This window comes from Lederbergia galactosidilytica, from assembly GCF_017873565.1.
Lineage (GTDB): Bacteria > Bacillota > Bacilli > Bacillales > Bacillaceae_C > Lederbergia > Lederbergia galactosidilytica.
Window position 1 is genome coordinate 45086 of the sequence record NZ_JAGGKH010000004.1, and the last position, 12231, is coordinate 57316.

The following is a 12231-nucleotide window of genomic DNA, read 5'->3' on the forward strand; positions in this document are numbered from 1 at the left end:
TTCAAAAATGAAGCATATTATGGGGCGAGTTATATCCACATAGCAGTTTATTTTTTCTTTAGTGAGAGCGCCTTTGTCCCGATCTCCATTTTTTAATATCGTTCATAGCGTTTAAATGAATAGACAGTGAATAAAAATAAACCGATCAGTAACATTAGGCTTGCGATAATCATCAGCGTTAGTGAATCCCCCCATATCCCTCCTGTTAATAAATACTCGCTCGCCTGACTTTGAGCATTAGCGGGACTCCATTCCATATATTTCGGGAAAAGAGAGCTACCAAGTGATAAAACTGCCAATACCACCACACTTACACCAGCAATTCCTCCTACATTTTTCAAAAGCGTTCCAGTCAGCAATGTTATCGTTAAAACAAATAGAATCCATAGACTATAAATAAAAAGACTTCCTAAAAATGCCTTTATCTCGACTCGCTCAAACAGTAAATTCGTATAATAATAGGAGAGACTATAGCCTACTACAAAAGAAAATAAGAGGATGATCGCATTAGACACCCATTTACTTATGATATATTGAAAGGCTTGGACAGGACGAACCATCACAAGTGAAAGAGCCCCACTATTTCTCTCATGAGCGATACTGCCCATTACACTCAAAACAAAAATGGCTGTCCCGATAATCCCTAACTGTCCGAGCGTACCTGCCAACACCTCTCCCCCAGTAGGAACAGGGATTTCAATCACCGTGCCCTCCGGAAGATTACCGGCCATGTCTAAAATTTGCGGCATATAATATTGACTAATAGGTTGTGAGATCGCTAATAAGCTAATCACCACCGGAAGCCATATCCATTTTTTATCTCGCCACGCTTCTATCCAATCTTTTTGTACTAATGTTAGGAATACATTCATTGATTGACCACCTCCATATACGCCTCCTCTAATGAATAACTTTTCTGTTCAAAGCGGATAATAGTAAACTGATCCTTCAGACAATCTGCTAAAAGAAGATCTCGACCTTTATCATGGTTAAAGGTGAATTCTGCGGCATTAGGAGATAAAAAGTGGATATTTTGGAGATAACTTTTACTCGGAAGCCAATTTGTCAGGTTTTCCGATACTTCCAAAGCGAAGGTATCTGTCTGCTGTATGTTCCTTAAATCCACTAAAGAACCCGTCCATTTCATGCGCCCATCTTTCAGCATCACTATTTGATCACACACTTGTTCAGCATCATGAAGCACATGGGTTGAAAATAAAATTGCCATGCTTTTCTTTAATTCCTGCATAATCTTTAATACATCGCGACGGCCTTCAGGATCTAAAGCAGATACAGGCTCATCTAAAATCAATAACTTTGGTTCATGGACCATTGCCTGCGCTAATCCTAACCGTTGTTTCATCCCTCCAGAAAAACCGCCAATTCGCTTGTTTTTTACTTCTTCCAATCCAACAAATGCTAGCATTTCCTCACTATTTTGTTTCCGTTTGTTTGTCGAAAGTCCAGAAAGTTTCCCGGCAAAATCTAGATACTCTGTCGCCGTCATCCATGGAGGAAAAGCCGGATATTGGGGCAAATATCCTAACTCAAAGCGATTAATTTCAGGCTTCCCTAAAAATTGAATTGTGCCTGCTGTAGGTCGTAAAAGTCCAGCTAACATGTTTAAAGTTGTTGTTTTTCCTGAACCATTTGGTCCTAAAAGTGCAACACATTGATTGTTTGCAATGGTAAAGGACAACCCCTCTATGGCCATTTGATTTTTATACTTTTTTCTAAGTTGATGAACAGTAAGCAATGTGCTCTCCCCTCCTATTGTCTTTTTCTACCGAGAATAAAATAAAGGACAGGTCCAATTAAGTTTATACAAACAATAATGAGGATCCATAACCATTTTGGACCATTGGTTTCCTCTTCCTTGACACAACTTACAAGCGCTACGGTCATCAAAATAAGCTGCAAGCCAATGATTGGGGCAAGTATTTCCCAAGAAATGTTCACTTTACTAGTCCTCCTTTTTTCCTTTTCTGCGAGATGGTCGAATAACAAAGAAATAATAAAAAATGGTTGGGCATGGAAATTGTAGAAGTCCCAATATTCCCCAAACCCAAGCGTAGGATCCTTTTTTCTTGGCATCGATAAATAACAAAATACTTTGGGTAAGTAGAATCGGCGAAACGAGCAAGAGAATAAGCAACTTTTCAGAGTTCATAATCAGACACCTCATCTCGCTTTTTGCGTCGCTTTTTTTCCACAATAAACATGATCGGCAACCCACAAATAAGCAATCCTTGCATCCAAATAAAAATGGAGGTAAGTTTAAATGCCAGCACGCTATAAGAAGTGAGTATGAATAAGGCCGTGATGAGAAAAGCAATCAGTTCTCGCCGAAAGGCGCGCTTGCGCCTTGTTTTAAAATTCTGGAGAACCTGTATCATATGTGCTTGCTCCGGAACTTTTGCCTCAAACGGCTTTTCTAGCTTTTCTAAATCTTGTTTAAATCGAGAAAGCCACTCTTGCTCTCGGGAATCTTTCATTCACGACCACTCCTTCCGAATTTTCTTCATACCATGATGAACTCGTGTTTTAACTGTACCTTCTTTTAAGCCAAGCATCTGAGCAATTTCTTTATACGTGTAACCATAAAAGTGTCGTAAAAGAATCGGGGTTCGGATCGTTGGGTCTAGCATTGCAAATTGCGCCATATATTCCGTCCATTCAAAACCATCTATCGTTACATTCCATCGCATTTTTCTGATCGCTTCAGCCTGTAATTTTTCTTGTCTTTTTCGGTCTCGCTTTGTCTTCCGTTGATGGTCAATAAATAATCTTGACGCAATAGAAATGAACCATGTTGATAATTTCGATTCACCTTTAAAACTGGAGAAATGAATATAGGCCTTAAGCATTGTCTCTTGCATCAAATCTTCTGCCAAATCGGGGTCAAGACTTACTTTTACTAGGTATTTATAAACAAATTGATAATGCGTTTGGAAAAGTTGAGTGAAGGCCTCATCACTCCCCTTTATTGCCGCTTGTATCAATCGCTTTTCATCTCTCTCATTCAATAGAAGCCCATCCCCCTTTTGACCGTTCTATAGATTGGACGTTCCAGATTGTTAAAACGTTCATTTTTTTAAAAAGTTTTTTGACCAGATTGGGATTTATTAACCGTGATACAAAAACTCTTTGCTGACGCAAAGAGTTTCCGAACGTGGAAAAGTGAGGAACCTCTGCATGAAAGCCAAGGAACCAGGAATATGCCACATTCGTTTCAAGTTCCTTGATTGTCTGGCGCATGGAACGGATGCCGAACGTATACTGAATGGATGTCATCTTGATCAGTACGACAGGATCTATGCAGGGTCTCCCAATGGTTAGATAAAGGAGAAATCAATAGCCGCATCCAGTTTGCGCACCAGATGGTCTAGAGGAACCAACTTCTCTATTGTCAGCATTTCCAGCTGTTCGCGTTCATTAATTTGATTCTTCGTCATCATATCCATCACCTCATTCAGTTAATAGGAAACACGTTGATTGGAGCGGAGAGCGGCGACTCTAGCGGGAACAGCGCGAGCTGAAGACCCTGGACTGAGCGCAGCGAGGGAAGCGGCTGAAGCCGTGCCCGCGGAAAGCGTCCGCTCGCAGCGGAAATCGACCTTTCTAGCTTTATCTCTATTTTAAAAGAAAAAAACTGTAGGCAAACATCAAAATTCATGGTGTTTGTCTACAGTCTGAAACTCTTTGCTGACGCAAAGAGTTTTTCATTAGAATAAATTTAATTTCTCGATTCGACGAACAGCTTCTCTTAGCCTTTCTTCCTCAACTAACAAGCCGACTCGTACATACCCTTCACCAAATTCGCCAAAACCATTACCCGGAGCGACTGCTACGTCGGCTTTTTCCAATAATAAATCGGCAAATCCCTCACTCGTGTAACCATTAGCTACGGGAAGCCAAGCAAAGAAAGAACCTTGTGGTGCCGTTACGTCCCAACCAATACGATGGCATTCTTCTGTAAGAGCGTTACGACGCTGTTCATACAAAGCGACCAATTCCGCAACACATTCTTGCGAGCCCGATAAAGCTGCAGCGGCGGCATGCTGCACAGCTGGGAACAAACTAACAAAAAGATGATCCTGAATCAAATTGATCGCCTCAATGATATCCGCATTTCCAACCGCAAAACCAACACGCCACCCTGCCATATTATATGTCTTAGATAAAGTATACATTTCAACGCCAACATCCTTGGCCCCTTCGGCTTGCAGAAAACTAATCGGTTTTTTGCCATCAAAACCTATTGCTCCATAAGCAAAATCGTGAGAAACAGCGACGTTGTGTTCCTTCGCAAACGCTACGGTTTTTTCAAAGAAAGTTAAATCTGCTACAGCTCCTGTTGGGTTATTCGGATAATTGATATACAGGAGTTTTGCCCGTTCTTTGGCTTGTTCAGAAAGTGCAGCATAGTCAGGCAAATATTTATTTTTCTCAATTAACGGCATCGTTTCAAATTGAACGTCTGCTAATTTCACCCCAGATAAATAATCTGGATAACCAGGATCAGGTAATAACATTAGGTCACCTGGATCTAAAAGCGCTAATGGCAATTCCACTAAACCAATTTTAGTTCCAAAGAGAATGGCCACTTCTGTTTCAGCATCAATATCTACGTTATATTCTCGCTTATAAAAGTCTGCAGCTACAGTTTTTAATTCCTTTAAGCCTCTAAAAGGGGAATATTTATGATTTATTGGATCTTCTGCTGATTTTTGTAGAGCCTTTACAATATGAGGAGGTGTCGGTTGATCCGGATTCCCTTGCCCTAAATTAATAATATCTCTCCCTTCCGCCTTAGCTTTTTCTACCTTTTGTACAAGTGCAGCAAAAAACTGTTCGGGAAGAGTTCTCATTTTGCGTGAAAGTTTCATCGTTTGACCTCATTTACATTATATTGTGGATTCAAAAAAGTGGATATAAGTGACATTGTTCTAATATTAACTTGTTCTACTATTGCAAACTCAGATAAAAACTATTACAGAACGCGTCCCCTGCAGGCTTTTGATCATTCTTAACGGAAGGTCTACCTTCGCCAACTATAAATATCAATAAGTCATTTCTACCAGATTTTTTGAACATTCTCAAATAGTTGCAATTCTAAGCCAAATCTTATAATCTTTAAGTCAACTTGTCTAGAGGAGTGATTTAAAATGAAAATTGGATGCATTCAATTGGATATCGCCTTTTCTGATCCGGAAAAGAATTTCTCCCAAGTGGAAAAATGGGTTCGGGAAGCAGCGACAAAAGGTGCGGAGCTTGTTGTTTTGCCAGAGACTTGGAACACAGGCTTTGATTTACCTCACCTCGAAGAACTAGCGGATCAAGATGGAAAAAAGACTAAAGAGCTCCTTTCCAAACTTTCGAAGGAATTGAAGATTCACATTATCGGTGGATCGGTTGCTACGAAAAAAAACGAGCAATTTTATAATACAATGTATATATACTCCAATCAGGGTGAGTTAGTAAGTGAGTATGATAAAGCTCATCTCTTCCAATTAATGGATGAACATTTATATTTGCAAGCCGGAGATGCTATGAATCGATTTTCTTTAGATAATATCGAAGCAGGCGGCGTAATTTGCTATGATATACGCTTCCCGGAATGGCTACGAGCCCATGCTCTAGCGGGTGCCAAAGTACTTTTCGTACCTGCTCAATGGCCAAAACAACGCGTGGATCATTGGAAAATTTTATTACAAGCACGAGCGATCGAAAATCAATGTTTTGTCATTGCTGTAAATCGACGTGGTCATGATCCAAATAATGAATTTAATGGTCATTCGATGATTATTGAACCTTGGGGAAATGTCCTATGGACTGGTGCTGAGGATGAAGAACTTGCGGTGATTGATGTTGATTTTTCGATTGTAGATGAAATAAGAACCCGAATCCCCGTGTATGAAGATCGACGAACAGAATTATACAACTCCATCCTTAGTCCTAAAAATTAATTGACAGAGTATAAAATCTAGCGTATGATTTTATCATACTTTACCAATTACATATGGAATTTATCCAGAGAGACTGAGGGAAGGGCCCTATGACGTCCGGCAACCCCTTGCATAGCAAGGAAGGTGCCAACTCCTACAGAATGTATCCATTCTGAAAGATAAATCATTTCCTTTAATTAATGATACTCTTTCAATGGAAAGAGTTTTTTTGTTTTTGATAAGAAAAACGTAAGGCGCCTGGGGCTAGATTACATGGTGAGGCATCGTCAATGCTAACTTAGAAGTCGAACACCGGAATTTTGCTAGTCTTGGCAGCTGGATCTAGTATTAATCCAAATTTACTTTCTGATTCTTTAGAAAATCATCATTCCCTAACATTGTTTTTAGGAGCCATTCCACCCAGAATATACTTGATTGAAGAAAAGGTGAATGCCATGTTAAATATTAAAAATGTATCGAAAATATATAAAACAAAATCTGGTACCGTTACAGGAGTTGACAAAGTTTCTCTTACGATTGAGAAAGGAGAAATCTTTGGAATCGTCGGTTATTCTGGGGCAGGAAAAAGCTCCTTACTTCGCTGTATTAATATGTTAGAGCGGCCGACGAGCGGGCAAGTTTTCATTGAGGGAATCGATTTAACTACCCTTAATGCAAAAGAGCTTCGCCAAGCTCGCCTCAAAATCGGGATGATTTTTCAGCACTTCCATTTAATCAGTCAAAAAACTGTTGGCGAAAATATTGCCTTTGCTCTAAAAGCCGCTCAAACACCTAAAAATGAGATCAAACCGAGGGTAAAGGAATTATTGGACATGGTTGGTCTCGCGGACAAACTGAATGTTTATCCTAGCCAACTAAGCGGTGGGCAAAAACAACGTGTAGGTATTGCTAGAGCACTAGCCAATAACCCTTCCGTCTTACTATGTGATGAGGCTACTTCTGCTCTTGATCCAACAACCACCCTTTCCATTTTACATTTATTAAAAAAGATTAATCGCGAGTTAGGGTTGACGATCGTGTTGATTACCCACGAAATGGATGTAGTAAAAGAAATTTGTGACCGAATGGCTGTCATGCAAGATGGCCGTGTTGTCGAGGAGGGAACGGTTTATGAACTCTTTTCTAATCCACAGGAGCCTTTAACGAAGGAATTTATTAGTAGCATTGTTTCCTTTACTATCCCAGAGGCGATTTTAAATGAAGTGTCAGGACAGCTGGTAAAAGTTCTATTTAAAGGTAAGATTGCTGGTGAAGGTATCATTTCCGATACAATTGAGCGATATCAAGTAAAAGGGAACTTCCTACATGGCACCATTGAATATATTCAGGAGCAACCTTTAGGTATCTTTTTAATGGAGCTAACTGGTGAAACGGAACGAATCCAGATGGCTATTGATTATATGGAAAAACGCGGAGCACAAGTGGAGGTGATCAAGCATGTTTGATTTCCAACATTTCATTGAGATGTTACCAGACATTTGGAAAGCTTTCGGTGAGACCTTGCAAATGATTGGAATTTCCGTTGCCTTTGCGATTTTATTTGGAATTCCGTTAGGTATTATCTTATTCATAACGAATAGAGGACTTTTCCTAGAAAATCGATTATTGAATGGTGTGCTAGGCTTCGTAATTAATTTGGTTCGTTCCATTCCATTTTTAATTTTAATTGTTGCGCTTATTCCTTTAACAAGATTGATTGTAGGAGAAACCATCGGCCCTATTGCCGCCAGTGTTTCTTTATCCATTGCAGCAATCCCCTTCTTGGCGCGGATCGTCGAAACATCCTTACGTGAAATTGATAAGGGTGTGATTGAAGCAGCAATTGCGATTGGGGCAACACCATGGATGATTATTAAAGGAGTCCTGTTGCCAGAAGCCAAGTCTAGTATCATCCAAGGGATCACATTAACGATTATCAGCTTAATTGCCTTTTCCGCAATGGCGGGAACGGTTGGCGGCGGTGGTATAGGTGACCTTGCTGTTCGCTTTGGCTACTATCGTTATGATAATACGATTATGATTTCGACCATAGTGATTTTAGTCATTCTTGTCCAATTGCTTCAGCAAGCGGGCGATCTCATTGCAAAAGTAATAGATAAACGATAATTCAAGGAGAGATAGAAAATGAAAAAATTATTATTTAGTCTTTTAACTCTGGCACTTGTAATAGGTTTGGCTGCTTGTGGCGGCGAGAAAAAGGATGAAAAATCGATAACTCTCGGTGCGACTGCCGGCCCTTATAGCGATATGCTAAATAAAGCTATTAAACCTTTATTAGAAGATAAAGGATATAAGGTAGAGATTAAAGAGTTCAGTGATTATATCCAGCCTAATATCGCTTTGAATGAAGGAAGTCTAGACGCTAACTTGTTCCAACATACTATTTACCTAGAAAACTTTGAGCAAGAAAATGATATGGATCTTACCGCATTAATTATTGTACCAACTGCGCCAATGGGAGTTTACTCAGAAAAGTACCAATCATTGGATGAAATTGAAGACGGGGCAACTGTCGCTATTCCAAACGACCCTTCAAACGCAGCTAGAGCTTTATTAATGCTACAGGAAAATGGCTTGATTAAAGTAGACCCTAATGTTGAAGACTTAAAGGCTTCAGAAAAGGATATTAAAGAAAACGAGAAAAATCTTGACTTCAAACCACTTGAAGCTGGCAGCTTACCACGTGCTGTAGAAAGTGTTGATCTTGTTACAGTACCTGGAAACTTTGCCCTTGCTGCGAAAATGGATCTACTCGATGCCATCGTACTCGAAAACATGCCTGATGAATATCGTAACGTCGTTGCCATCAAAGCCGACAATGAAGATTCCCAACTAGCCAAAGACCTAAAAGAAGTCGTCCAATCACCGGAATTCGAAAAAACCATCGACCAAGACTTCCAAGGCTTCGGCAAACCAGAATGGATGCAATAAGGGGACTGTCCCCCACTTTGGTAAAGCATTAACGTGGTGGGGGACTGTCCCCCAAAAAGGAGTGAAACTCGATGGCTGAGTTAGTGGTACGGGGTGCCCCAGCGGAATATGTTTGTAGGGTTGGGGTTTTAGAAGAATTAGAAGAAAAATTATTGTTGCGGAATATTCAGCGTGTGCTCATTGTTACAGGAGTTCAATCATGGATTGCGGCGGAAAGCTTATTTCCTTCATTTCATACAGTAGAGAGTAGACGGATTACTTATAATGGGGAATGTACGCTTGAGGAAATGGATCGTCTTGCCAATGTTGCTCATGCCTTCCAAGCAGATGCCATAATCGGGGTTGGTGGCGGAAAAGTGCTTGATGTTGTTAAGGGCGCTTGTCATCAATTAGGTAGAAAATCCATTCTAATTCCTACACTCGCCTCCAATTGTGCTCCTTGGACACCATTAAGCGTGATTTATACTGAAGATGGGCAAATGACCCATTATGATATTTACCCATCAAGTGTGGATCTTTTACTTGTTGAACCGCAAATTTTAATTAGTGCACCCGTTTCTATGTTAATTGCAGGAATCGGTGATACATTGGCTAAATGGGTAGAAGCTGATGTCTTGATTTGTCAACTCCCCCATCTCTCTCTGCCTGTAAAAATTGCTCATGACACCGCGAAGCTTTGTGCAGATGAAATGTTTGCGCATGGGGAAGCAGCTATAAAAGCCAGCAAAGAAAAGCAAGTCCATGATTCTTTTATAAGAATTGTGGAAACCATTATTATGCTTGGTGGCATGGTCGGTGGTTATGGGGATCAATACGGACGAATTGCTGGTGCCCATTCTATCCATAATGGCCTCACGGTTGTACCTGAAGCTCATTCCATTCTCCATGGCGATAAAGTGGCATATGGCATCCTTGTTCAGCTTACATTAGAAGGAAAGAGTGATGAAGTCGCGCGCTATATATCCTTTTATGAGCGATTAGGTCTTCCAAAAAGCTTACAAGATATGAAGATTGCTAATAAGTGGATTAAGAAGATTGCCGAGCAAACAACACGCACGAATGAATCCATTCATCTTATGAAGGATGGTGGAGTAACGGCAGAAGAAGTTACTTCCGCTATTCTTGCATTGGAATCATCTATATAACAGAAACATTCAGAACCTTTTAGGCTAAGAAAACTAAAAGACCAAACAAAACGCTTGAATGCATTCAAGCGTTTTGTTCTATTTAATCCTCCTGACCAAATTTTTCAAAAAAGATAGTTTCTTCTCGCTTCAGCAGCTTTTTTTCTTTCGGTTCTCCTTCCGGAAACCCCATTCCCAAGATCGCCACAATCCTTCTGTCTTCCGGAATGTGAAGTGCATTCCTAACATAGGACTCACGTGTCTCCGATTCCCTCTCATCTTCAGAATGATAGACAGCTCCAAAGCCGACTCCGATCCCAAGATCTGTCGCTCCCAGCCAGATGAAAGCTGAAGCAATAGAAGCATCCTGTAACCAATATTTACTTACATCTGGTCTTCCTGTTACAATAATGGCCACTTGAGCGGTGGCCATCCATTTCATAAACGGTGTTGTTTTCTCCAAATAGTCTAACATTTCTCGACTTTCAACAATGATAAATTCTCTCGAAAGTAAATTATTGCCTGATGGCGCATAATACGCAGAATCAATGATATCCTTTAAAATTTCTTGGGGAATTTGCTTGCCTTGAAAATTTGTGGCCTCTCGACGCGAACGAATGACATCCAACACAGACATAAAAGTATCCTCCCTTATAATAGAGAGTGTCTCTATATACATTTTATCCTATCGTATAACTAGGTTTATTTTCAAGAGGATTCATCCTTTAACAAAGGGTTAAAATCAAAAAATGGGAGTCATATTTTTATTGACCCCCATCTTCTTAGATATATTTAAAGCTATTTCTTCCTATAAAAAGCTATTTATTTTTTATATTTCTTTTCAAAGCTATTTAGAATTTCAACTGATTTATTTTCCAGATAAGTATAAACCGAATTGGGCGAGGAGAGCACTGCCTACATAAGTCCCTGTAAAAACAAAAACAGCTACTATCGCGACTTTCCAAGAAGTTTTCCTCAAATCAACTAAACGATCAGCCACAGAAATACCTGCAAAGGCTAAAATTGGCGTGGTGATAGATAGAAAATCGACCGCGGCAATAGCTTGTACAAAAAAGTCTGAAATCAAACATAGAATTAAGGAAACAATAGAAACCCAACCAAGTATCGGGAAGTCACGAATTACCTTTACAGGTACCTTTTGCATCAGGTCTGAAATTAAAATTCCAATCATGGAAAAAGCCCAAAGAACAATCAATCCCGCAATTGTCATCATCGTGATCGGCGTTGATTCTGGATCTTTCAGTAATTTAATTTCTTGAGTAAATAAAATTAATGCCACACTAAGCAATAGCACAAGGCTAAACTTTACATACTTATTTGATAACTTTTCCATTATTTCTCACCTCTGATGAAGAGCCCATACATGAACTTTTGCAGTGGCGCTGCTAAAAACACCATTGTGAAGGTTCCTAGGAAACTCGTTAATAGTTGGCTTGCAGAAGCATAGGCTCGAATCGTCTCACCTAATTCAGGCATACGCGCTACTAATGTTGAAGAAGCAGCTGTCATCATACTTCCAGAACCAACCCCTGACGCCATAGCGAGCGCTTCGACCCGAAAGCCCAGATCTAAAAGAACAGGAGCAAAGATGCTGAAGAAGATCGCGCCAAATAACGTTCCAATAATATATAGGGAAAGCACTCCTCTACCTTCAGGTGATTCCAACGTATATTTTTCGGAAATATAAGCAAGTTCCCCTTCTCTTCCAATTCCGAGTGTTGCCCCAATTGCTTCACGTCTTAAGCCAATTAACAATGCAATCGGCAGACCTAAAACAACGGTTCCCAAATTTCCTACTTCCTGAATTAAGAATACCCAACCGATACTCAAAATTTCTTTTAATTTTGGGGCCACATCTGCGCCATATCTGGCCATTAAAGGCAACATAATAAAGATTAGATACTTACTAGCAAAATTCACGTTTTCTTTACTATAAATTTTCTTTATAATGCCTTTTCTGAAAATTTGGATCCCCAAAACCATGGTAATAATAATAGCAAAAACAAGTGGCAGCAAACCGATATTAAATTTTCCAATCGGGATCGACTGGAAACCAATTCCTTCTGAAATTGCAATCACGACCAATACAAAAATCAGTAATAATAGAAAATTTCTCTTCATGATGACACTCCCTTATTAATGAATGTTCAAAAGAAAGATAAAAGGGACCAAGAAATTCACAGTGT

General features: G+C 39.8%; 14 protein-coding genes, 1 pseudogene and 1 riboswitch. Of the genes and pseudogenes, 5 read left to right on the forward strand and 10 right to left on the reverse strand.

What is annotated here, in order from left to right:
* Window positions 1-92: 92 nt before the first annotated feature.
* The 7 genes and pseudogenes from J2Z23_RS05265 to J2Z23_RS05295 all read right to left on the reverse strand — a co-directional run bounded on the left by J2Z23_RS05265 (window position 93) and on the right by J2Z23_RS05295 (window position 4889).
* A complete protein-coding gene (locus J2Z23_RS05265) occupies window positions 93-872 on the reverse strand; it encodes an ABC transporter permease subunit (RefSeq protein ID WP_057981828.1) in 780 nt (259 codons plus the stop codon).
* Window positions 869-1756, reverse strand: a complete 888-nt coding sequence (locus J2Z23_RS05270) for an ABC transporter ATP-binding protein (RefSeq protein ID WP_057981827.1) — start codon at window positions 1754-1756, stop codon at window positions 869-871. Before J2Z23_RS05270 ends, J2Z23_RS05265 begins: the two co-directional genes overlap by 4 nt.
* A 14-nt stretch (window positions 1757-1770) precedes the next feature.
* Window positions 1771-1959 (reverse strand): PLD nuclease N-terminal domain-containing protein, encoded by a 189-nt coding sequence (locus J2Z23_RS05275; RefSeq protein WP_057981826.1) that lies wholly within the window; start codon window positions 1957-1959, stop codon window positions 1771-1773.
* 200 nt (window positions 1960-2159) lie between these two features.
* Window positions 2160-2495: a YxlC family protein gene (locus J2Z23_RS05280; protein ID WP_057981824.1), complete on the reverse strand. Its 336-nt coding sequence runs from the start codon at window positions 2493-2495 to the stop codon at window positions 2160-2162.
* On the reverse strand, window positions 2496-3026 hold the full coding sequence (gene sigY / locus J2Z23_RS05285) for an RNA polymerase sigma factor SigY (protein WP_057981823.1): 531 nt from the start codon (window positions 3024-3026) through the stop codon (window positions 2496-2498).
* Window positions 3027-3161: 135 nt separating this feature from the next.
* Window positions 3162-3458, reverse strand: a pseudogene (locus J2Z23_RS05290) (transposase); the annotation flags it as partial.
* A 267-nt stretch (window positions 3459-3725) separates the two neighbouring features.
* The gene (locus J2Z23_RS05295; protein ID WP_057981820.1) at window positions 3726-4889 is read right to left on the reverse strand and encodes a pyridoxal phosphate-dependent aminotransferase; all 1164 of its coding nucleotides are present in this window, start codon (window positions 4887-4889) and stop codon (window positions 3726-3728) included.
* A gap of 279 nt (window positions 4890-5168) precedes the next feature.
* Here J2Z23_RS05295 and J2Z23_RS05300 point away from each other — a divergent pair, with 279 nt between their 5' ends.
* The 5 genes from J2Z23_RS05300 to J2Z23_RS05320 all read left to right on the forward strand — a co-directional run bounded on the left by J2Z23_RS05300 (window position 5169) and on the right by J2Z23_RS05320 (window position 10045).
* A complete protein-coding gene (locus J2Z23_RS05300) occupies window positions 5169-5969 on the forward strand; it encodes a carbon-nitrogen family hydrolase (RefSeq protein WP_057981819.1) in 801 nt (266 codons plus the stop codon).
* 57 nt (window positions 5970-6026) lie between these two features.
* Window positions 6027-6134, forward strand: a riboswitch (SAM riboswitch).
* A 269-nt stretch (window positions 6135-6403) separates the two neighbouring features.
* The gene (locus J2Z23_RS05305) at window positions 6404-7414 is read left to right on the forward strand and encodes a methionine ABC transporter ATP-binding protein (RefSeq protein WP_057981878.1); all 1011 of its coding nucleotides are present in this window, start codon (window positions 6404-6406) and stop codon (window positions 7412-7414) included.
* Window positions 7407-8075 carry a methionine ABC transporter permease gene (locus tag J2Z23_RS05310; RefSeq protein WP_057981818.1) on the forward strand — a complete coding sequence of 223 codons (669 nt, stop codon included), beginning with the start codon at window positions 7407-7409 and terminating at the stop codon, window positions 8073-8075. Before J2Z23_RS05305 ends, J2Z23_RS05310 begins: the two co-directional genes overlap by 8 nt.
* Before the next feature lie 18 nt (window positions 8076-8093).
* Entirely contained in the window at window positions 8094-8900 is an 807-nt protein-coding gene (locus J2Z23_RS05315; protein ID WP_057981817.1) for a MetQ/NlpA family ABC transporter substrate-binding protein, read from the forward strand.
* A 71-nt stretch (window positions 8901-8971) separates the two neighbouring features.
* Window positions 8972-10045, forward strand: coding sequence for an iron-containing alcohol dehydrogenase family protein (locus tag J2Z23_RS05320; protein ID WP_057981816.1), 1074 nt, complete (start codon window positions 8972-8974; stop codon window positions 10043-10045).
* Between the two features lie 82 nt (window positions 10046-10127).
* Here J2Z23_RS05320 and J2Z23_RS05325 read toward each other — a convergent pair whose 3' ends face one another.
* The 3 genes from J2Z23_RS05325 to J2Z23_RS05335 form a co-directional block, all read right to left on the reverse strand.
* Window positions 10128-10661 (reverse strand): nitroreductase family protein, encoded by a 534-nt coding sequence (locus J2Z23_RS05325; RefSeq protein ID WP_057981815.1) that lies wholly within the window; start codon window positions 10659-10661, stop codon window positions 10128-10130.
* A gap of 231 nt (window positions 10662-10892) precedes the next feature.
* Entirely contained in the window at window positions 10893-11378 is a 486-nt protein-coding gene (locus tag J2Z23_RS05330) for a hypothetical protein (protein ID WP_057981814.1), read from the reverse strand.
* On the reverse strand, window positions 11378-12166 hold the full coding sequence (locus tag J2Z23_RS05335; RefSeq protein WP_057981813.1) for a DUF3100 domain-containing protein: 789 nt from the start codon (window positions 12164-12166) through the stop codon (window positions 11378-11380). Before J2Z23_RS05335 ends, J2Z23_RS05330 begins: the two co-directional genes overlap by 1 nt.
* Window positions 12167-12231: the final 65 nt, after the last annotated feature.